This is a genomic window from Hominifimenecus sp. rT4P-3 (assembly GCF_051055405.1).
Lineage (GTDB): Bacteria > Bacillota > Clostridia > Lachnospirales > Lachnospiraceae > Pseudolachnospira.
Window position 1 is genome coordinate 988,024 of the sequence record NZ_CP167068.1, and the last position, 21,733, is coordinate 1,009,756.

19 protein-coding genes and 2 tRNA genes are annotated in these 21,733 nt (G+C 50.0%); 19 read left to right on the top strand and 2 right to left on the bottom strand.

The window, feature by feature from the left end:
• Window positions 1–7 precede the first annotated feature (7 nt).
• The 6 genes from ACCC71_RS04675 to thiD all read left to right on the top strand — a co-directional run bounded on the left by ACCC71_RS04675 (window position 8) and on the right by thiD (window position 9,048).
• Window positions 8–808, top strand: coding sequence for a phosphatidate cytidylyltransferase (locus tag ACCC71_RS04675; RefSeq protein ID WP_434311264.1), 801 nt, complete (start codon window positions 8–10; stop codon window positions 806–808).
• A 16-nt stretch (window positions 809–824) separates the two neighbouring features.
• On the top strand, window positions 825–1,976 hold the full coding sequence (locus ACCC71_RS04680; RefSeq protein ID WP_434311265.1) for a 1-deoxy-D-xylulose-5-phosphate reductoisomerase: 1,152 nt from the start codon (window positions 825–827) through the stop codon (window positions 1,974–1,976).
• A 93-nt stretch (window positions 1,977–2,069) separates the two neighbouring features.
• Window positions 2,070–3,356, top strand: coding sequence for an RIP metalloprotease RseP (gene rseP, locus ACCC71_RS04685; RefSeq protein WP_434311266.1), 1,287 nt, complete (start codon window positions 2,070–2,072; stop codon window positions 3,354–3,356).
• A gap of 15 nt (window positions 3,357–3,371) precedes the next feature.
• Entirely contained in the window at window positions 3,372–4,433 is a 1,062-nt protein-coding gene (gene ispG, locus ACCC71_RS04690; RefSeq protein ID WP_434311267.1) for a flavodoxin-dependent (E)-4-hydroxy-3-methylbut-2-enyl-diphosphate synthase, read from the top strand.
• On the top strand, window positions 4,426–8,217 hold the full coding sequence (locus tag ACCC71_RS04695) for a PolC-type DNA polymerase III (RefSeq protein WP_434311268.1): 3,792 nt from the start codon (window positions 4,426–4,428) through the stop codon (window positions 8,215–8,217). Before ispG ends, ACCC71_RS04695 begins: the two co-directional genes overlap by 8 nt.
• A gap of 30 nt (window positions 8,218–8,247) precedes the next feature.
• Entirely contained in the window at window positions 8,248–9,048 is an 801-nt protein-coding gene (thiD, locus tag ACCC71_RS04700) for a bifunctional hydroxymethylpyrimidine kinase/phosphomethylpyrimidine kinase (RefSeq protein WP_434311269.1), read from the top strand.
• Window positions 9,049–9,098: 50 nt separating this feature from the next.
• Here the strand turns inward: thiD and truA are convergent, their stop codons facing one another.
• A complete protein-coding gene (gene truA, locus ACCC71_RS04705; protein WP_434311270.1) occupies window positions 9,099–9,833 on the bottom strand; it encodes a tRNA pseudouridine(38-40) synthase TruA in 735 nt (244 codons plus the stop codon).
• Window positions 9,834–10,163: 330 nt separating this feature from the next.
• On the opposite strand from truA, the gene ACCC71_RS04710 reads away from it, so the two are divergent.
• The 12 genes from ACCC71_RS04710 to ACCC71_RS04765 all read left to right on the top strand — a co-directional run bounded on the left by ACCC71_RS04710 (window position 10,164) and on the right by ACCC71_RS04765 (window position 20,963).
• Window positions 10,164–12,413 (top strand): heavy metal translocating P-type ATPase, encoded by a 2,250-nt coding sequence (locus ACCC71_RS04710; RefSeq protein ID WP_434311271.1) that lies wholly within the window; start codon window positions 10,164–10,166, stop codon window positions 12,411–12,413.
• A 9-nt stretch (window positions 12,414–12,422) separates the two neighbouring features.
• On the top strand, window positions 12,423–12,716 hold the full coding sequence (locus ACCC71_RS04715) for a metal-sensing transcriptional repressor (RefSeq protein ID WP_434311272.1): 294 nt from the start codon (window positions 12,423–12,425) through the stop codon (window positions 12,714–12,716).
• Window positions 12,717–12,728: 12 nt separating this feature from the next.
• On the top strand, window positions 12,729–12,917 hold the full coding sequence (locus tag ACCC71_RS04720; RefSeq protein WP_434311273.1) for a heavy-metal-associated domain-containing protein: 189 nt from the start codon (window positions 12,729–12,731) through the stop codon (window positions 12,915–12,917).
• The gene (locus tag ACCC71_RS04725; RefSeq protein WP_434311274.1) at window positions 12,914–13,285 is read left to right on the top strand and encodes a NusG domain II-containing protein; all 372 of its coding nucleotides are present in this window, start codon (window positions 12,914–12,916) and stop codon (window positions 13,283–13,285) included. The genes ACCC71_RS04720 and ACCC71_RS04725 overlap by 4 nt, the downstream gene beginning before the upstream one ends.
• A gap of 20 nt (window positions 13,286–13,305) precedes the next feature.
• Window positions 13,306–13,797 carry a Gx transporter family protein gene (locus tag ACCC71_RS04730; RefSeq protein ID WP_434311275.1) on the top strand — a complete coding sequence of 164 codons (492 nt, stop codon included), beginning with the start codon at window positions 13,306–13,308 and terminating at the stop codon, window positions 13,795–13,797.
• Between the two features lie 194 nt (window positions 13,798–13,991).
• Window positions 13,992–14,063, top strand: a tRNA-Glu gene (locus ACCC71_RS04735).
• A gap of 274 nt (window positions 14,064–14,337) precedes the next feature.
• A complete protein-coding gene (locus ACCC71_RS04740) occupies window positions 14,338–15,711 on the top strand; it encodes a sodium-dependent transporter (RefSeq protein ID WP_434311276.1) in 1,374 nt (457 codons plus the stop codon).
• Window positions 15,712–15,772: 61 nt separating this feature from the next.
• Window positions 15,773–16,456, top strand: a complete 684-nt coding sequence (locus tag ACCC71_RS04745) for a response regulator transcription factor (protein WP_434311277.1) — start codon at window positions 15,773–15,775, stop codon at window positions 16,454–16,456.
• Window positions 16,449–17,690: a sensor histidine kinase gene (locus ACCC71_RS04750; RefSeq protein ID WP_434311278.1), complete on the top strand. Its 1,242-nt coding sequence runs from the start codon at window positions 16,449–16,451 to the stop codon at window positions 17,688–17,690. Before ACCC71_RS04745 ends, ACCC71_RS04750 begins: the two co-directional genes overlap by 8 nt.
• Window positions 17,691–17,811: 121 nt before the next feature.
• Window positions 17,812–18,483, top strand: a complete 672-nt coding sequence (locus ACCC71_RS04755) for a polyphosphate polymerase domain-containing protein (RefSeq protein WP_434311279.1) — start codon at window positions 17,812–17,814, stop codon at window positions 18,481–18,483.
• 31 nt (window positions 18,484–18,514) lie between these two features.
• Window positions 18,515–19,186 (top strand): DUF4956 domain-containing protein, encoded by a 672-nt coding sequence (locus tag ACCC71_RS04760; RefSeq protein WP_434311280.1) that lies wholly within the window; start codon window positions 18,515–18,517, stop codon window positions 19,184–19,186.
• A 10-nt stretch (window positions 19,187–19,196) separates the two neighbouring features.
• Window positions 19,197–20,963, top strand: a complete 1,767-nt coding sequence (locus ACCC71_RS04765) for a CotH kinase family protein (RefSeq protein ID WP_434311281.1) — start codon at window positions 19,197–19,199, stop codon at window positions 20,961–20,963.
• A gap of 17 nt (window positions 20,964–20,980) precedes the next feature.
• Here the strand turns inward: ACCC71_RS04765 and ACCC71_RS04770 are convergent.
• Window positions 20,981–21,054: transfer RNA gene (locus ACCC71_RS04770), tRNA-Pro, on the bottom strand.
• A 202-nt stretch (window positions 21,055–21,256) separates the two neighbouring features.
• Here ACCC71_RS04770 and rimP point away from each other — a divergent pair.
• Window positions 21,257–21,724, top strand: a complete 468-nt coding sequence (gene rimP, locus ACCC71_RS04775; protein ID WP_434311282.1) for a ribosome maturation factor RimP — start codon at window positions 21,257–21,259, stop codon at window positions 21,722–21,724.
• The last annotated feature ends 9 nt before the right edge of the window (window positions 21,725–21,733 follow it).

Genomic DNA, 21,733 nt, shown 5'->3' on the forward strand with positions numbered 1-21,733 from the left:
GCGAGTTATGTTTTGGGTACGGTTTCGCAGTAGCATACTGCTGATGGTGATAACGATTTTCCTGATGGTGATGGGAGGAAATGTTCTTTTTGCCGGGCTTCTTCTCATATCATGGATGGGGATGATGGAGCTTTACCGGATTTTTGATTTTCATAAAACGCTGCTTGGCGCGGTGGGATATTTGGCGGCGGCCGGGTATTACGCGATGGTCTATTTTGGCCGTACAGAGCTGGCATTGCTGGGATTGACGGGATTTTTGATCGCTTTGATGGCGGTCTATGTGCTGACATTCCCCAAATATAAAGCGGATCAGGTGATGGCGGCCTTTTTTGGACTGTTCTACGTGGCGGTGATGATTTCGTTTATCTATCAGGTCCGGATCGCGGAGAGCGGCGCGTATCTGGTCTGGCTGATTTTCATTTGTTCCTGGGGCTGTGATACTTGCGCCTATTGTGTGGGTATACTAATTGGGAAGCATAAGATGGCTCCTGTACTGAGCCCGAAAAAATCCGTGGAAGGCGGTATCGGCGGCGTGGTTGGCGCGGCGCTGATCGGCGTGATCTATGCGTCAATCCTGCGGGAACATATCACGATTTTTGCAAACCCGGTGCTTTTTGTCGCTATTTTAAGCGCGGCTGGAGCCGTAATTTCCCAGATTGGGGATCTGGCGGCGTCGGCAATCAAAAGAAATTATGAAATCAAAGATTATGGGAAGCTGATCCCTGGTCACGGCGGAATTTTGGACCGGTTTGACAGTGTGATTATCACCGCGCCGATTATTTTTGCGCTGATGCAGGTATTTGGATAAACGCGGAGGACTGCAGATGAGAAATATCGTGATACTTGGCTCCACTGGTTCCATCGGTACCCAAACTTTAGAGGTGGTCCGGGCGAACGGCGATTTCCGGGTGACTGGCCTTGCAGCAGGGTCCCGGACGGAGCTTTTGGAGAGGCAGATCCGGGAGTTTCTTCCGTCGATCGCCTGCGTATTCGACGAGACGGCGGCAAAGGAACTGGCGGTCCGGGTGGCGGATTTGCCGGTGAAGATCGTGGCTGGCATGGACGGCTTGATCGAGACGGCTGTGGAAGCGAAGGCGGAACTGGTAGTGACGGCCGTGGTCGGCATGGTGGGAATCCGTCCGACCATAGCGGCGATGGAGGCGGGAAAAGATATCGCTCTGGCCAATAAGGAAACTTTGGTGACGGCAGGTCATCGGATCATTCCTCTGGCTAGGGAAAAAGGAGTTCAGATTCTCCCGGTGGACAGCGAGCACAGCGCGATTTTTCAAGTGCTTCACGGGGAGAAAGGGAATGCGGTCAGCCGGATTCTTCTGACGGCGTCCGGCGGCCCTTTTCGCGGCTGGAGCCGGGAGCAGATGAAGGACGTCCAGGTGGAGGATGCGTTGAAGCATCCCAACTGGACCATGGGACGAAAAATCACCATTGATTCTGCCACCATGGTAAACAAAGGACTGGAAGTGATGGAGGCCGGCTGGCTGTTTGGCGTGCCGCTTTCCAAGGTGGAGGTGGTGGTTCAGCCTCAAAGCGTGATTCATTCCATGGTAGAATTTGAGGATGGAGCGGTTTTGGCCCAGCTTGGCACGCCGGATATGAAGCTGCCGATCCAGTATGCCCTGTATTATCCGGAGCGTCGGAATCTCTCCGGAGGCCGGTTGGATTTTCGGACCATGGGCCAGCTGACGTTTGAAGCGCCGGATCTCGTTAACTTTCGTGGATTGGCCCTCGCTTATCAGGCTGGGGAAGCAGGAGGCAGTCTGCCGACGGTCTTTAACGCGGCCAATGAATGGGCGGTGGCCAAATTTTTGAATCGAGAGATCTCTTTTCTCTCGATCACGGATTCGATCGAGGCGGCGATGGAATCCCATCGGGTCATTCCGAACCCGACCGTTTCTCAAATTTTGGAGACGGAAGCATCGGTGGTGGAATTTTTGAACCGGCAGTACGGTTCCTGCTGAGCAGGGAAATTTGATTTTATTTGTGTTTGGCGGTCGGATGATCTTTTGGCATACGGACGCTAGTCGTAAGTTATAGAAAGTAGGGTATAACTTTTGAGTATTCTAATTGCGTTTCTTGTATTTGGCTTTTTAGTTTTGACCCATGAGCTCGGACATTTCCTTCTGGCAAAGAAGGCGGGGATCGGAGTCATTGAGTTTTCCATTGGCATGGGGCCGCGTATTGTCAGCAAACAGATCGGAGAGACCAAGTACTCCTTAAAGTGGATTCCCTTCGGCGGTTCTTGTATGATGATCGGCGAGGATTCCGAGAGCGACGAACCCAACGCGTTTCACAAAAAATCGGTTTGGGCCCGGATTTCGGTGGTGGCAGCTGGGCCGCTGTTTAATTTCCTTTTTGCGTTTCTTTTGGCTCTAGTCGTAATTGCGATCGCCGGTTCCAATCCAGCGAAAATTTATCATGTGCAAAAGGGATACGGCGCCGAACAGGCGGATCTTCAAGAGGGAGACGTGATCACGGCGATCAATGGAAAAGGAATTTCCCTGGGCCGGGATATCGATCTGTATTTTCTAAATCACCCGATGGATGGTAAAAATATCGCAGTTACTTACGAGCGGGGAGGAAAAGAATATACGGTTTCTCTGGACCCGCATTATACGGCCTACCGCATGGGAATCAGCTATTTTGCGACCAAGGATCGTCCGGCTTTTTCGGAAGTGACGGAAAATTCTCCGGCTGCGCAGGCAGGGATTGAAGTGGGAGACGTGGTGCTTCGTATCAATGGGACTGCTGTTGCCACGGGGGAAGAGCTGGGGAGCTATCTGGCGGAACATCCCATTGACGGTTCGCCTCTAGAGTTGGAATTGGAGCGAAATGGAAAGCCTTTTGACGTGACGTTGACGCCGGAAAAACAGGAAGGCGCTGCGCTGGGATTTCGGGCCAGCGATTACCGGGAAAAGACCGATGTGCTCGGCGTACTAAAGGGCGGCGTCCAGGAGGTTCGTTACTGGGTATCTTTTTGCTTTACGTCTCTAAAGATGTTGGTGACCGGCCAGGCTGGCATCAAGGATATGTCCGGCCCGGTGGGGATTGTCTCTTTGATTGACACCACGGTGGAACAAAGCCGAAGCGACGGGGCGCTGTATGTGCTGCTGAATGTATTGAATTTAGCAATTTTGCTGAGCGCCAATCTGGGTGTCTTTAATTTGCTGCCGATTCCTGCGCTGGACGGCGGACGTCTGGTCTTTTTGATTATCGAAGCGCTGCGGGGAAAACCAGTGTCCCCAGATAAAGAGGGAATGGTGCATACCGTGGGGTTTGCGCTTTTGATGTTGTTGATGGTGGTCGTATTATACAATGATATTGCGCGGATTTTTGGATAGCGCAGGAGGATACGGATGAGGAGAAAGTCGAGAAAGCTTTGGATTGGAGGCGTGCCGGTCGGCGGCGACGCGCCGGTCGCCATCCAATCGATGACAAATACAAAGACGGAAGATGTGGAGGCCACCGTAGCCCAGATTCTGGCGTTGGAGGAAGCTGGATGCGAGATCATCCGGTCCACGGTTCCGACATTGGAAGCCGCTGCGGCTTTCCGGCAGATCAAAAAAAGAATCCATATCCCTCTGGTGGCGGATATTCACTTTGACTACCGCCTGGCCATCGCGGCGATCGAATACGGCGCGGATAAGATTCGGATCAATCCGGGAAATATCGGCGGCCGGGAGAAAGTAAAAGCCGTGGTGGATTGTGCAAAGGAGCGGAATATTCCGATCCGGGTGGGAGTCAACAGCGGTTCTCTGGAAAAGGAACTGTTGGAAAAATTCGGAGGCGTTACGGCGGAGGGGCTGGTAGAGAGCGCGTTGAAGCAGGTTCGCCTGATTGAGGATATGGGGTATGACAATCTGGTGATCAGTATCAAATCCTCTGACGTTCCCATGTGCATCGAGGCCCATGAACAGATTGCGGACAAGACGGATCTGCCGCTTCATATCGGAATCACGGAGGCCGGAACCATCCGGACGGGAACCATTCAGTCGGCGGTAGGTCTTGGCGCGATTCTCTCCCGTGGAATCGGAGATACCATCCGAGTTTCCCTGACAGGCGATCCCCGGGAAGAGGTTTTTGCGGCGAGAAAGATTTTGCAGTCCTTGGGCCTTCGGAAGGCGGGGATCCGGGTGGTTTCCTGTCCCACGTGCGGGCGAACCAACATTGATCTGATCGGCCTTGCCAATCAGGTGGAGGAAATGGCCTCTCGTTATGATCTGGATTTGAAGGTGGCGGTGATGGGCTGCGTGGTCAATGGGCCGGGAGAGGCCAGAGAGGCGGACCTTGGTATTGCAGGCGGAAAGGGAGAAGGACTGCTGATACGAAAAGGGGAGATCCTGCGGAAAGTGCCGGAGGAGGAGCTGCTGTCTGCGTTGGAGCTGGAAATTGCCCATTGGGAGAAGGAATATGAATAAAAGCTTTTGGGAAGTACTTCCCAATCTGCAAACCGCGGATCATCTGATGCAGATCTTGGATGGGGCGACAGTGACGCGGGTGACCATGCCGAGGGATCGAAGCATGATCCGCATTTATCTGGAATGCCGGGAATTGATTGCGAAGCGGGATATTTACATATTGGAAGCAGCGATCAAAAAACAATTTTTTGCCCATAAAAATGTAACGGTAAAGATTTATGAGCGGTATGAGCTGGGAGAGATGAGCGCGGAAGATGCCATGGCCCGCTATCGAGACAGCATTTTGTTGGAGTTAAAAGGCTGGCATCTGATGGACTACAATCTGTTCCGAACGGCAAAGATCACTTTTCCGGACCCGCAGGTGATGGTGTTGGAGGCGGAAGAGAATATCGTCAATCATTCCCGCAGCCAGGAACTTTGCCGGATTCTGGAAAAGATTTTTAACGAGCGCCTGGGAATTCCCCTGGAAGTTCGCTGCCATCTTGGCAAGGTGGTTCACAAGTCCTGGCATGAGGCCGGCGAGGAAGCGATGTTGGCGGAAGCGGCTCAGATCAGCCGTCATGCCCAGGAAGCAAAGGCCGGCGAAGAGGTTGCGGCCGCGAAAGAGCATAAGAAACAAGAATTCCGCCGGGCGCCTCGCGCCAGGTTACTGGAAGAGGCAGAAGGTTATGGACGGGATTTCAGTGATGAACCGCTTCCCATTGATCAAATCGTGGAAGAAATCGGAGACGTGGTCATCCAGGGAGAGATCATCCGTGTGGACACGCGTGTGATTAAGACAGGAAATTGGATTATCACCTTTGTGGTTACCGACCATCGGGATTCAATTCTTGTAAAAATATTCTGTAAGCCGGAAGAAAAGGACGGGTTGCTTGGCTTCTTAAAGACGGGGCACTGGGTGGCTGTCAAGGGGCGCACGGTGTTTGACAAATTTGACAAGGAGCTGACCATCGCCTCTGTGCAGGGAATCAAAAAATTGGAGCATGGAGCGGGAGGACGGAAGGACAAGAGTCCGGTAAAGCGGGTGGAACTCCACTGTCATACGAAGATGAGCGATATGGATGGGGTTTCTGATGCCGCGTCCATTGTGAAACAGGCGGCTGCCTGGGGACAGAAAGCGATCGCCATCACGGACCACGGTGTGGTTCAGGCTTTTCCGGAAGCCATGCACACGGCGGAAAAGCTGGATATCAAGATTATCTATGGCTGTGAAGCCTATGTGGTGAACGATCAGCCGGGAGATACGGTGGAAGATATCCAAAAAGCGAAGTCGTATCACATTATTTTGCTGGCGCAAAACGATATTGGCCGGATGAATCTGTACCGTTTGGTGTCGGAGTCCCATCTGACGTATTTTCATCGCTGGCCCCGGATTCCCAAAAGTTTGCTGAGCGAGTGCCGGGAGGGAATCCTGATCGGTTCTGCCTGCGAGGCGGGGGAGTTGTTTCGGGCCATCTTAGATAAAAAAACGGATGAAGAACTGATTGCCATTGCAAAATATTACGACTATCTGGAAATCCAGCCCATCGGCAACAATGAGTTTATGCTTCGGGACGACAAATTTGAAGCGAAAACCATCGAGGATTTACAGAATTTAAACCGGAGAGTGGTTGATCTGGGAGATCGACTGGGAAAACCGGTCGTGGGTACCTGCGACGTGCATTTCCTCAATCCGGAAGATGAGGTGTACCGGCGGATTTTGATGAAGGGCAAGGGCTTTGCCGACGCGGATTTGCAGGCGCCTTTGTATCTTCGCACCACAGAGGAGATGCTGGAAGAGTTCGCCTATCTTGGAAAAGAAAAGGCGGAAGAGATCGTCATCACCAATACGAACCGGGTGGCGGACTCCTGCGAAAAGATCCTGCCGGTTCGATTGGACAAGTGTCCGCCGGTTATTGAGGGTTCCGAGGAAGAACTGCGGGAGATGTGCTACAAAAAAGCGGAGAGCATTTATGGTACCCCCCTTCCGACGATCGTATCGGAGCGTTTGGAGAAAGAGCTGACTTCCATCATTGGAAATGGCTACGCGGTCATGTATATCATTGCCCAGCGTCTGGTGAAAAAGTCCATTGACGACGGATATCTCGTTGGTTCCCGTGGTTCCGTCGGCTCCTCCTTTGTGGCTACCATGTCGGACATTACGGAAGTAAATCCCTTAAGCCCTCACTACGTCTGCCCTCACTGTAAATATAGTGATTTTGATTCCGACGAAGTCAAGGCCTACGCGGGAAGCGCGGGATGCGACATGCCCGATCGGGCATGCCCCAAGTGCGGTACTCTAATGTTAAAGGATGGGTTTGACATTCCTTTCGAGACATTCCTGGGATTTAAGGGAGATAAGGAACCGGATATCGATCTGAACTTCTCCGGAGAATATCAAAGCCATGCCCATGACTATACGGAAGTGTTATTCGGAAAGGGACATACCTTCCGTGCAGGGACCATTGGTACGCTGGCAGACAAAACGGCCTATGGCTTTGTCATGAAGTATTATGAGGAGAAAAATATGGTCAAGCGCCGCTGTGAGATTGAGCGGATTGCGGCAGGCTGCGTCGGCGTGCGAAGAAGCACCGGCCAGCATCCAGGCGGTATTGTGGTGATGCCGAAGGGGGAGACGATCTATTCTTTTACTCCCATTCAGCATCCGGCCAATGATATGACCACCAGCACAGTGACGACCCATTTTGATTACCATTCCATCGACCAGAATTTGTTGAAGCTGGATATTCTCGGACACGATGATCCGACGATGATCCGGCGTTTGGAGGATTTGATTGGAATCGATGCCAGAAAGATTCCGCTGGACGACCCGAAGGTGATGTCTTTATTTAAGGATACATCCGCCTTAGGCATTACTCCGGAGGATATCGGAGGCTGTAAGCTGGGAGCCTTGGGAATTCCGGAGTTTGGAACAGATTTTGCTATGCAGATGCTGATTGATTCCAAGCCCCAGTGTTTTTCAGATTTGGTGCGGATCGCCGGCTTGGCCCATGGTACGGATGTATGGCTGGGCAATGCTCAGGATTTGATTCTTTCGGGTAAGGCTACGCTGCAGACAGCCATCTGTACCCGTGACGATATCATGCTGTATCTGATTTCCATGGGAATGGACAAGAGTCTTTCCTTTAACATCATGGAAAAGGTTCGGAAAGGAAAGGGGCTGACGCCGGAGCACGAGAAGGCCATGCGGGACGCGAACGTTCCGGACTGGTATATTGACTCCTGCAAGAAGATCAAATATATGTTTCCGAAAGCCCATGCGGCTGCCTATGTAATGATGGCCTGGCGGATTGCTTACTGTAAAGTTTATCATCCCTTGGAATACTACACGGCCTTTTTTGGAATCCGGGCCACGGGCTTTAACTATGAATTGATGTGCCGCGGACGGGACGTTTTAGAGATGAATTTAAAGATGTACCGGAACAATGGCGATAACCTGACGGATAAAGAAAAAGTCACCCTTCGGGATATGCGGATTGTCCAGGAGATGTACGTCCGGGGATTTGAATTTATGCCGATTGATATTTACCGAGCCCACGCGACTCATTTCCAGATCTTCGATGGAAAAATCATGCCGTCTTTGTGCAGCATTGACGGCATGGGAGAAAAGGCGGCGGAAGCGGTGATGGCAGAGGCAAAAAAGGAACGCTTTTTGTCCAGAGAAGATTTTTATCAGCGGACGAAGATCAGCAGAAGTACCATCGATTTGATGGCGGATATGGGCCTTTTTGGAGACTTGCCGGTAACCAATCAGATTTCGCTGTTTGACATGGAGCTGTTGTAAGCGGCAGAAAGGAAAAGAAGGATGAATGAGATGAAAAAGGTTTTAACAATCGCAGGCTCTGACTGCAGCGGCGGCGCAGGAATACAGGCGGATTTGAAAACCATGGCGGCTCATGGTATGTACGGCATGAGCGTCATCACCGCTTTGACGGCGCAGAATACGACGGGAGTGTATGGGATTCAGGAAGCTACGCCGGAATTTGTGGCCCAGCAGCTGGACTGCATCTTTTCGGATATTGTACCGGATGCGGTAAAAATCGGTATGGTTTCGAACACCGCGTTGATTCATGTGATCGCGGATAAATTGGAGCAATATCAGGCGAAAAATATCGTAGTAGACCCAGTGATGGTTTCTACCAGTGGAAGCAGGCTTCTGGCCGAAGATGCGGCCAACTGCCTCATTCACCGTTTTCTTCCCTTGGCCACCGTGATTACGCCGAATATTCCGGAAGCGGAAGTCCTGGCGGCTCGGAAGATCCAAACACCGGAAGATATGGCGGAAGCGGCGGAGCAGATCGGAAGAAATACCGGAAGCGCGGTATTGGTAAAAGGAGGACATCATCTGAATGACGCCAATGACCTGCTGTATGATAAAGGCATGTCCGTCTGGTTTTATGGGGAACGGATCGACAATCCCAATACCCACGGCACCGGATGCACGCTGTCCTCAGCCATTGCCTGCGGCTTAGCGGCGGGGCTTGATCTAAACGCGAGCGTTCGGCAGGCCAAGGCTTATATCTCCGGAGCTCTGCGGGCAAACCTGGATTTGGGACAAGGAAGTGGACCGATGAATCACTGCTTTTGCCTGGAAGGCTTTCATCTGCCAGAGTGAGGCATTTTCATTTCATAGGAAATTCTTTCTTATGTGTCTCACCTCGATTTTTAGGAATAGAGCACCTCGACTAAAGTCAGGCCCTGGGCCGGCGCGGTGAAGCCGGCGGCACGCCGCTCCTTGGCTTCTAAAATGGAAGGGATTTCCTCCGGCCTTCTCTGGCCGGAACCGATTTCCAATAAAGTTCCGGTTAAGATGCGGACCATATGGTAGAGAAAACCGTTTCCGTGGAAGGTCAGACGCAGTTCTCCGGGAAATTCCTCAAAGTGGATTTCATCCAGCCGCCGCACCGTAGACTTTTTGCTTTTTCTGGCGCAAAAACTTTGGAAATCGTGGGTTCCGATCAAATAGCCGGCGGCTTTTTTCATGGCTTTTTGGTCAAGGGGCGTTTCCCAGGCCGCCATATACTTTCGCTCCAAAACATGAAGGGCGGGGTCTGTAGCAAGCCGGTAACAGTAGATTTTTCCGATGGCGTTGAGCCGGCTGTGAAATCGTTCGGAGGCTTCGGCTACGGAGACAATCCCGATATCTTCGGGAAGGTAAGTATTTAGATAAGCTCGGATTTCCTCCGGGCTTTTTTCTGTTTTCAGACGGACGTTGGCGACTTGTCCCAGGGCATGAACCCCAGCGTCGGTTCGGCCGGCGCCGTGAATTTCTATGGGGGAACCGGTCATCCGGCTGAGGACGCCTTCGATTTTCCCCTGGATGGTGTCGGCGGTTTTCGCTTGTCTTTGCCAGCCGACATAGCGGGTGCCGTCATATTGGATGATAAGGCGATAGTTCATGAAGCTCTCCCTCTTAAATGCAATGCTTATCCATATTTTTACGGATTTCAAAGGTGATTTTACCACGGATTTATTATTTTGGAAAGCGCTTTGATTTGACGATAAAAGCGTATAAGGCTATCTCATCCTGAAATGAAAAATTCAGAGAATCGGTATTGACAAAAGAGAAAGAATCCGCTATGCTCTTTATATACCCTATAGGGGTATATAAAACGCCGCTTTTTCGTATGAGGAAATCGTTTTCCACATATACTACGGACATACATGGTCAGGACAGAGTAAATTTTGCTCTCTCCATCGTAGAAGAAAAGCGGAGAAAGGGCGACAGAGATGGTTACAGAAGTTTATAATATCGAGGGTATGAGCTGCGCGGCTTGCAGCAGCGCGGTAGAAAGAGTGACGAGAAAGCTGCCTGGCGTTGAGACGAGTATGGTAAATCTGACCACGGCGAAGATGACGATCACCTACGATCCGGAACAGCTTAGCCGGGAGCAGATCGAAGCGAAAGTGGAGCGGGCTGGATTTCACGCCAGCTATGCGCCTCCGGAGGCGAAGCGGGAACAGGACATGGAGCTCTTTGAAAAGCAGGAGGAAGCGTTGGAGAAGAGCAAGCGCCGTTTGATCGTTGCGATTGCATTTGCCCTGCCTCTGCTTTATATCTCCATGGGACATATGCTTCCTTTTGAATTGCCGCTCCCTTCTTTTTTGCGGATGGAGGAAGCGCCTCTCAATTATGCGCTGATTCAGCTAGTCCTAACGGCGCCGGTATTGATTGCAGGGCAGAAATTTTATATTGTGGGATTTCGCACCTTATTCAAGGGCCATCCCAATATGGATTCTCTGGTGGCGATCGGCACTTCCAGCGCCTTTTTGTACAGCTTATTTATGACTATTCGGATTCCTTCGGATGCCCATGCGGTTCACAGTCTCTATTATGAATCGGCGGCTGTGGTCGTGACGTTGGTGATGCTGGGGAAATTTATGGAAAGCCGCAGCAAGGGAAAGACGTCCCAGGCAATTCGCAAGCTGATGGAACTGACGCCGGATACCACGCTCCTTTTGGTGGACGGTGTGGAGTCGGAGGTACCTACCGACCAAGTGACGGCGGGAAGCCGGATTCTTATAAAACCGGGGGCCAGAATTCCTTTGGACGGCGTAGTGGTAAGCGGTGTCAGCAGCGTGGATGAATCCATGCTGACCGGGGAGAGTATTCCGGTAGAGAAAAAAGAAGGAGACCAGGTGATTGGCGGCAGCGTGAATTTTAACGGAGCCATGGAAGTGGAAGTCACCCGTGTGGGAAAGGAAACGACTCTATCCAAGATCGTCCAGCTGGTGGAAGATGCCCAGGGGAAGAAAGCGCCGATTTCTAAAGTGGCGGATCTGGTAGCCGGCTATTTTGTTCCCACGGTGATTGGGATTGCGCTGATAGCCGCTCTGGCCTGGGCGATCTTTGGAGGAAAAGAACTTTCTTTTGTCTTAACGATTTTCGTATCGGTTTTGGTCATCGCCTGCCCGTGCGCCCTGGGACTTGCCACGCCAACGGCGATTATGGTAGGAACCGGCGTTGGCGCAAACCATGGAATTCTCATTAAAAGCGGGGAAGCATTGGAGGTTATGCACAAGACCAATGTGGTAGTCTTGGATAAAACCGGCACCATCACAGCGGGAAATCCTCAGGTGGTGGATGTGCTGACCGGCGACCCGGATCTGGTACGCGTGGCGGGAAGCTGCGAGCTGTTATCGGAACATCCCCTCGGCGCGGCCATTGTTACTTATGCCAAGGAGCAGGGTCAGGAACTGACAAAACCGGAAAGTTTCCAAAGTATTACGGGAAAGGGAATTCAGGCTGTTTTTGAGGGCCATTCCGTAGCCATTGGAAACCGGGCGCTGCTTGGGGAGATCTTTTCAACGGTTCCGGAAGGGCGCGTGATGGATTTTGCAAAAAAAGCCGCAGAGAAAGGGCAGACGCCCATGTTTGTCGTCCTGGACGGTGAGCTTCGCGGAATCCTCTGCGTAGCGGATACGGTGAAGCCCACCAGCGCGGAAGCGATTGACCGGATGAAAAAAGCCGGCGTCGACGTTTACATGTTGACGGGCGATAACCGGGCCACGGCCGATGCCATCGGAGCTCAGGTAAATTTGGACTCCGAGCACGTAATCGCAGAAGTTTTGCCGGGAGATAAGTCTTCTGTGGTAGAAGGCTTGCAAAAAAAAGGCTGGACGGTTATGATGGTAGGGGATGGTGTGAACGATGCTCCCGCCCTGGCTCAGGCCCAAGTGGGCGTGGCCATCGGCACCGGCAGCGATATTGCCATTGAGTCCGCGGATGTGGTGCTGATGCGCTCGGATTTGATGGATGTGTACCGGGCGAGAGAGCTGAGCCGTCGGACCATTAAAAATATCCATGAAAATTTGTTTTGGGCGTTTTTCTATAACACACTGGGAATTCCGGTGGCGGCAGGCCTTTTGTATCTGTTGGGCGGGCCTTTGCTTAGTCCAATGATCGGCGGGTTTGCCATGTCGTTCAGTTCTGTGTTTGTGGTAGGAAATGCGCTGCGGCTAAAAGGCGTTCGTTTATAGGAGGAAAACATGGATTGCTGCGGGACAAGGACAAAGCACCGGGACGAAAAGGAATATAAGGACCTGGTTCATCGGCTGAATCGAATGGAAGGACAGATCCGTGGAATTCGTTCTATGGTAGAGAATGATCGGTACTGCGTGGATATTTTGACGCAGGTTTCCGCAGTTAAATCTGCTTTGGATGCGTTTTGCCGAGAACTGCTGAATAGCCATATTAAGAGTTGTGTGGTGGAGGACATTCAGGAAGGCCGGGAAGAGGCTGTGGATGAGCTTTGCCAGATCATACAGAAATTGATGAAATAGGAGGAAAGAAAGATGACTGTTTTAAACGTACCTGGAATGCACTGTGAAAAGTGCGTGGAGCGAATCACAAAGGCAATGACGGAAGAGGGGCTGACTTTTTCCGTAAATCTGGCGGAGAAGACCGTTTCCGTGGACGGCTGTGAGAACTGTGTCGCAAAAGCAAAAGAAGTCCTGGACGATCTGGGCTTTGAGGCAGAGTGAGACGGGGAGATTGGTTCCTGATGGGGAGCGTGGCGCTGCTTGCCGGCGCCGCGCTTCTTTTGCTGCAGGCGACCAAGGAAGAGGGCGCGCAGGTGATTGTGGAAGTGGACGGGGTACAAAACGCTGTCTATTCGCTTTCGGAAGAAAGGACCGTAACCATTGAGGGGATCGAGGGCGGCACCAATCAGCTGGTGATTGAGGGCGGAGCTGCTTCGGTAGTGGACGCCAGCTGTCCGGATCATCTTTGCGTGCATCAATCGAGTATTCGTTATCAGGGACAGACCATTGTCTGTCTGCCGAACCGGGTGGTTATCACGGTGGAGAATGGAGAAGAGGCAGAGATAGACGGTATGGTGGGTGCGCCATAGATTGCGGCAGGAGGAATTGGATGACAGGAAAAAAGGTGGCGCAGTACGGCTTGCTGGTTGCGCTGGCCATGGTTCTCAGTTACATAGAAGCGCAGATGCCGGCATTTTTTGTAGTGCCAGGCATGAAATTGGGATTGACCAATGTGGTGGTTCTGGTGGCGCTGTATCGGATGAAGAGCAGGGATGCTCTGATCATCAACGGTGTTCGGATTGTGCTGGTAGCCCTAACCTTTGGCAATACATTCAGCATGCTGTACAGCTTGGCAGGCGGAGTTCTCAGCTTTCTGGCAATGCTGATCGGGAAGAGGTGTAAGGCTTTTAGCGTGGCGGGTGTCAGCGTACTGGGTGGGGTCGCCCACAATATTGGGCAGATTTTGGTGGCAGTAGCGGTACTGGAAAATGGAAATCTAGCTTATTATCTTCCGTTTTTATTGATTTTTGGACTGGGAGCCGGCGTATTGACCGGCGTGTTGGGTGGTCAGCTGATTCGGCGGCTTCCGCACTTGAGTTGATAAAATATGGAAGAATAAGAGCGGAGAAAGATATGTTCCGGTGCGGTTCCCATGTAAGAAGTCCCTGCGATTATTGTCTGCGGCGGCTGGGTGTTCCGCTGAAACCACAAAATATTTTTAGAAAAGTGGTTGACATTTTAATAAACCTTGTATATAATATCATGTGTTCGCGGCTTGTAAAATGCGGACGAGATGGTTCCTTGGTCAAGCGGTTAAGACGCCGCCCTCTCACGGCGGAAACAGGGGTTCGATTCCCCTAGGGACTGGCAAAACGCTTCTCAAAATGAGAAGCGTTTTTTCTTTCCGTTCTAATTTTTTATCTGTCTTTTTGTTTGCTTTTTATCTTGTCACCGATTCTGTTTTATGTTAGAATACTCCCAAGGATGTGTTTTCAAATGTAAGGATTTCTTTGGCTGGGAATCCTTTCTTTTTTCCTCCTTTTTCTTTTACACGTTAAAGCGTCTGCGCGTTGGCGTAAAAATGAGCAAGGGATACATTTGAGAGACCGCCGAATTTTGTGAAAGTGAGAGGTAGAAAAACATGAAGGAAAGAGAGAGATTCTCCTCCCGGCTGGGATTTATATTGATCTCCGCCGGCTGTGCAATCGGCTTAGGAAATGTTTGGCGATTCCCTTACATTACCGGACAATACGGCGGCGCCGCCTTCGTACTGGTCTATCTGCTGTTTTTGGTTATTTTGGGACTTCCGATTATGGTGGTGGAGTTTTCCATGGGGCGTGCCAGCAGAAAGTCCATTGCCTGCTGTTTTAAAGAATTGGAGCCAAAGGGTACCAAGTGGCATTGGTATGGTTATGCCGCTGTAATCGGTAACTATCTTTTGATGATGTTTTATACGACGGTCGGCGGATGGATGCTTTATTATACGGTGAAAATGGCTGCCGGTTCCTTTGAAGGTATGAACGTTGGACAGGTAGGAGAAGCCTTCGCTCATCTGCAGGCTCAGCCAGGTTTGATAATTTTCTGGATGCTTTTGGTTTGCTTGATTGGCATTGGAATCTGCAGCTTGGGTCTGGTAAAAGGCGTGGAGCGGATTACCAAATGGATGATGGCGGCTCTTTTTGTTATCATGGCAGTCCTGTGTATTCACAGCTTTACTTTGGAGGGGGCCGCAGAAGGCTTGAAATTTTACCTGGTTCCGGACTTTTCCAGAATGGTAGAAGCAGGGCTTGGAGAAGCTCTCTATGCGGCGCTTGGACAGGCGTTCTTTACGCTTAGCATCGGCATGGGGTCGATGGTGATCTTTGGCAGCTACATTGGAAAAGAACGTTCGCTGACGGGCGAGGGAATTCGGATTGAAGTTTTGGATACCGTCGTTGCCTTGATGGCTGGTTTGATTATTTTTCCGGCTTGCTTCTCCTTGGGCGTGGATCCGGGGCAGGGACCTGGGCTGGTGTTCGTGACTCTGCCGAATATTTTTGCGCAGATGAGCGGCGGACGCCTCTGGGGAACTTTGTTCTTTATTTTCATGAGCTTTGCGGCCTTGTCCACGATCATTGCAATCTTTGAAAATTTGATTGGATTTTCTATGGAATTGTGGGGATGGAATCGGAAAAAATCTGTACTTACTCATTTGATCTTGATCCCTATTTTGTCTTTGCCTTGTGTCTTTGGATTTAATATTTGGAGCGGGATACAGCCGCTGGGAGCGGGAAGCTCGATCATGGATCTGGAAGATTTTATTATCTCCAATAATCTATTGCCGCTGGGAAGCTGCCTTTACCTGTTGTTTATTACCAGAAAATGTGGCTGGGGCTGGAAGAACTTTATTGCGGAAGCGGACGCGGGAAAAGGAATCAAATTCCCGCAGAAGACACGTTTCTACATGGCTTTCGTGCTGCCGATTATTATCCTTTTGATCTTTGTGGTCGGCTACTGGCAGAAATTCTTCGCATAAGAATGATTTTGGCGGCAGGGAAATCTCTGCCGCTTCTCTTTGGACAATCGGAGGTGTCAGCGTGAAATTATTATTGGTTGAAGACGAAAAGAGAATGGCCGAGGCGCTTTGCGAGCTTTTGCGTCTGGAAAAATATGAAGTCTGTCACTGCGCCGACGGTATTTCTGGACTAAAAGAGATAGAGAGCCGTATCTATGACGTAATTATTTTGGATATCATGCTGCCAGGGAAAAATGGGTTGGAAGTGGCTAGGGAAGCTAGAAAAATGGGGATTCGCACGCCAATTTTAATGCTGACGGCAAGAGGCGAGCTCGACGATAAAGTGGAGGGGCTGGACAGTGGAGCAGACGATTACCTTACAAAACCTTTTATGACAAAGGAGTTGCTGGCGAGACTGAGGGCTCTTGGCAGGCGCAACATCCATTCCACAGATGGAACGCTGACATTTGGAGACATCATGCTTGACACGAATGCGGCAACTTTGATTTGTACTCTTACCGGTCAGAGCGTTCGTTTGAGTGAAAAGGAATATAACATCCTGGAATATTTGATCGCCAATCAAGGGAGAATTCTCACGAGAGAGCAGCTTGCCGTAAAGATCTGGGGGTTTGAAAACGAAGCGGAATACAACAAGGTGGAGGTATATATGTCCTTTACCCGTAAAAAATTGATGTTTATAGGAGCAAAAACAGAGATTAAGGCAGTCAGGGGCCTTGGATATGAATTGAGGTGGGATCATGTTTAAGAAATCCAGGAGGAAAATCGTAGCGGCAATCATGACGGTGCTGGTTCTCCTTTGGTTGGGTACACTCTGCGTCATCTATGGTTCCAGCTATTACGAGGTATTAACTCGTAACCGTGAGATGCTGAAGCGCCACGCAGAATTATATCTTTTGGAGCAGCAGCCGGTCAAGCCTTTTTCCCCAGGAAAACAGGAACCGGCGGGAGGGCCGCCTCGTCCGGAAAATACGCCGGCCTTTCAACTGTCCACCTTTTATTCTGTCGCAATCGCCAAGGATGGGAAGGTACTTGAAATTCAAAATACCCAAACCGGCATTTATACAAACCAAGAACTGGAAGAAATCGCCGGTGAGGTAATGAAGGAAAACAAGCCTACCGGCATAAAACACAATCTGGTGTACCATGTGGCGGATAAAGGTTTTTATACGCTAGTGGCATTTATGGATAATACGATCGTGCAGGAAAGCATGACGACGTTGTTTCGATATACGTTGATTTTTGGCGGACTGGCGATTGTGGCCTTGTTTTTCCTTGCAGTATATCTTGCAAAGAAAATTGTACAGCCGTTGGAGGAGAGCCACCAAAAGCAGAAACAATTCATATCCGACGCCGGTCATGAGTTAAAAACTCCGGTATCCATCGTCAGCGCCAATGCGGAACTCCTGGCAAGAGAAATCGGGGAAAATCAATGGCTAGGGAATATCCAGTATGAAAACGAACGGATGGGAATCCTGGTGGGCCAGTTATTGGAGCTTGCCCGTGCGGAGAGCGTCACGCCTCAAATGGAGATCGTAGATCTTGGCCGTCTAGTCAGCGGGGAGGCGCTGCCTTTTGAAAGTATTGTTTTTGAGAATGGTCGTACCCTTCGCTGCGAGATATCCGCTCCTCTGTGGATCAAGGGCAACGCCGTCCAGCTAAAACAGCTGACAGCCATTCTTTTGGACAATGCGCTGCAGCATGGGGAGGCTGGAACAGAAATCTTACTTACTTTGAAAAAGGAACGAAGTGCAGCGGCGCTTTCTGTGGTCAATGAAGGCGAGGCCATTCCGGATGAGCAAAAAAAACAGATGTTTGACCGATTTTACCGCATGGATACTGTCCGCAATGGGGAAGAAAAACACTATGGACTGGGCCTTGCGATTGCGAAGGCAATTGTGGATTCTCATGGCGGCAGCATTGATGTGCAGTGCGAGGATCACAAAGTGGAATTTCGGGTAATTCTTCCTCTGCAAAATTAAGCATGATCGGACTCTTTGCCTTCAAGCAGAAAAATTTGGGCATCGTCCAGGTATTTTCAATAAAACTTCAATCTTCCTTCTGTACAATGGAGACATTCCAGTACAGGAGGTTTCTTTTTTTATGAAATACCGGCACGAATGGAAGCATGAGATCGAGCCGAGAGATCTGCTAATTTTAAGGCAGAGGCTTTTGGCGGTAGCCAGACAGGATCCACATGCGGCAAATGGAACATATGAAATAAGAAGTCTTTATTTTGACAATGCCAAGGATAAAGCTTTGCGGGAAAAAGTGGATGGGGTAAACCGGAGAGAGAAATTTCGGATTCGATATTACAATGGCGACACTTCTTTTTTGAAGCTGGAGAAAAAGAGCAAAATCGATGGTTTATGCCGAAAGGACAGCGAAGTTCTGCAAAAAGAACAGGTGCAGTCTGTGATCGATCAAGACTACGGCTGGATGATGCAAAGCGGCATTCCTCTGGTAGAAGAGCTGTATACCAAGATCATCGGCCAGGGGCTTCGCCCGAAAACCATTGTGGAATATACGAGGGAACCTTTTCTATTTTCACCGGGAAATGTACGGGTTACACTGGATTATCATATCCGGATGGGAATGAATGGAAAGGATTTTCTAAATCCATCCAGCGTTACGATTCCGGCAAGAAACGCCCCGATTATTTTGGAAGTGAAATGGGATGAATTTTTGCCGGATCTGATTCGGGACGCACTGCAGTTAGGAAACTGCCGGGTGGGGGCATTTTCCAAATATGCCGCTTGCAGAATTTATGGTTAATGGATCAAAAATAAAAAAGGAGCAAATACACATGACTTTCGATGACATTTTTAAATCAAGCTTTCAAGAAAAGATTACCAGCGTCAGCCTTTTTGATATGGCGCTGGCGTTGACGCTGGCCTTTGGCATTGGACTATTTATCTTTTTTATCTACAAAAAGACCTACCAGGGCGTCATGTATTCTTCCAGCTTTGGTACAACCTTACTGGCACTTACCATGATCACCACGGTAGTGATTCTTGCAGTTACTTCGAACGTGGTGCTTTCTCTTGGTATGGTCGGAGCGCTTTCCATTGTTCGTTTTCGGACGGCAATCAAAGAGCCTTTGGATATTGCGTTTCTCTTTTGGGCCATTGCCGCTGGAATCGTGCTGGCCGCGGGGATGATTCCTCTGGCGGTGATCGGCAGCGTGATCATCGGCATTGTCCTGCTGATATTTGTAAACAAGAAGCCCCATAGCAATCCCTATATTGTGGTGCTTTCCTGTGCGGATTCTGCCAGCGAAAAAGAGGCGGAAGCGTTTCTAGAAAAACAGGTTCGGAAATGCGTGGTAAAAAGCAAGACGGCGCAAAAGGGAGCAATCGAGGTGAATCTGGAGGTTCGTCTGGACAGTGACAGCACGGATTTTATCAACGCTTTGTCAGAAATAAGCGGCGTCCGCAGCGCTGTACTGGTGAGTTACAACGGCGATTATATGGGGTAAGGAGTAAGGAATGTCGACGAGTAAGCATTTTGATAAGATTTGCTGTGTTGTTCTGGCGCTTACGCTGATTCTTACCGTTTGGTTTTTCTATGCGGACCGTTTTGGTATCCAAAAGACGCCGTCCACAATGGGATATGAGAGCCGTTTATTTGACACTTCCCGTGTCCATACCATTGATATCGTCATGGATGACTGGGATGAATTCATCGATAGCTGCATAACAGAGGAGTATGCGGTTTGCACGGTTTTGATCGACGGCGAGGCATATAGGAATGTTGCTATCCGCGCGAAAGGAAACACCTCTTTGACTCAGGTGGCTTCCTACGGGAACGACCGTTATAGCTTTAAGATCGAGTTTGATCACTACGACAGCGCGAAAACCTATTATGGCTTGGATAAGCTGTGTTTGAACAATATCATTCAGGACAATACCTATGTAAAGGATTATCTGACTTATCAGATGATGGCGGAAATCGGAGTAGCTTCCCCTTTATGCAGCTATGTGAACATTCTGGTAAACGGCGAAAACTGGGGATTGTATCTTGCGGTAGAAGGGGTGGAGGAAGCGTTTCTAGAACGCAATTACGGAAAGGATTACGGAGAGTTATATAAGCCGGACAGCATGAATATCGGCGGCGGCCGGGGCAATGGGAAAGACTTTGAGATGGACGCCTGGGAAGACTTTGAGCCAGACAGTGGTGAACGGCCAGAGGGAGAGTGGCCAGACGCGCCGCAGGGAGAATGGCCGGGGATGCAACAGGAAGGGCAAGAACCAGGAATGCCACCGGAAGGACAAAAGCCGGGAAATCTGCCGGAGGGGCAAAGGCCGGGGATGCCGTCAGAACGGCAAGAGATAGGAAGCCTGCCGGAGGGGCAGGAACCAGGAACATTTCCAAATAGAGGGGAACAGCCGGGGCAGGAAGGTCCGGGCGGTATGGGAAAGACAAGCGACGATGTGCTGCTTCGATATATCGACGATGATGCCCAGAGCTATGAAAATATTTTTGATCACGCGAAAACCAATGTGTCGGACAGCGATAAGGAGCGTTTGATCGAATCCCTTAAAAAGTTGAATAGCCGGGAAGCACTTACGGAAGTGGTTGATATAGAGTCGGTGATCCGTTATTTTGTCGTGCACAATTTTGTCTTGAATTTTGACAGCTATACGGGTTCGATGATTCACAATTATTATCTCTACGAAAAGAACGGTCAGATGTCAATGATTCCGTGGGATTACAATCTGGCGTTCGGCGGATTTTTATCCGCAAAAGACGCGGCCAGCCTGATCAACTATCCCATTGATTCCCCGGTATCCGGAGGAAATGTGGAAGACCGGCCGATGATAGCCTGGATTTTTGCAGAGGAAGAATACACAGAACGTTATCATCAATATTTTTCCGAGTGGATTTCTTCCTATTTTAACAGTGGGGAATTTGCAGAAAAGATCGATTCGGTAAAAGCGTTGATTTCTCCCTATGTGGAAGCGGACCCTACTAAGTTTTGCACCTATGAGGAATTTGTAACGGGCATCGATACGTTAAAAGAGTTTTGCCTGCTCCGCGCAGAGAGTATAAAAGGCCAGCTGGACGGCACCATTGGTTCAACCACGGAAACCCAGAGTGAGGCGACATGGATTGACGCGGGAGACCTGAATGTTTCCGATATGGGGGGAATGAATTCAGGTATGGGAGGAATGAAATCCGGTATGGGCGGTGAAAGGAATGGGAAGTTCGGCCAAAAGGAAAACAGCTCCCAGAATATGGAAGCTGTCCCGTAAAATCTTCTATGATTTCGTCGAGGCGACAGGATTTGAACCTGCGACCTCTGCGTCCCGAACGCAGCGCTCTACCAAGCTGAGCCACACCTCGAAACCTCTGCTATTATATCGAGTTCGCCCATATTTGTCAAGCAGATTTTGGACGTTTTCTAAAAAAAATCCAAAAAACCCTTGAAATCTATGGCAAAGAATGCTATACTGCCAATGGTAAATTATCGTTTAGAGTAGAAGAGTGGACGTGAGTCCACTCTTTGAGCGTATTAAGGAAGAAATTTTGGAAAGGGGCGCAGGATTTGGCGAAAAGGGAGGATTACGAACAAAAGACAGAAGAGCTGCTTTCGCCTATATTGGAGAAGAATGGCTTTGAGCTGGTGGATGTGGAATTTGTAAAGGAGGGAAGCAGCCGTTACCTGCGGGCCTATATTGATAAACCCGGTGGAATTACGATCGATGACTGCGAACTGGTAAGCCGGAGTTTAAGCGATCAACTGGATGAAAAAGATTTTATTGAAGAAGCTTATATTTTGGAAGTCAGTTCTCCGGGGCTGGGCCGTCCGCTGAAAAAAGAACGGGATTTTGCGCGCAGCATGGGAGAAGAGGTGGAAATCCGTTGTTTTCGCCTGGTAGACGGCGAGAAGGAATTTACCGGTATTTTGACAGATTATGATGCCGATACGGTTACCATACAAGAAAATGAGGAGAGCAAACGGACACTGGAACGATCGAATATCGCCCTGATTCGTCTGGCGTTTGACTTTTAAAGGAGGAAA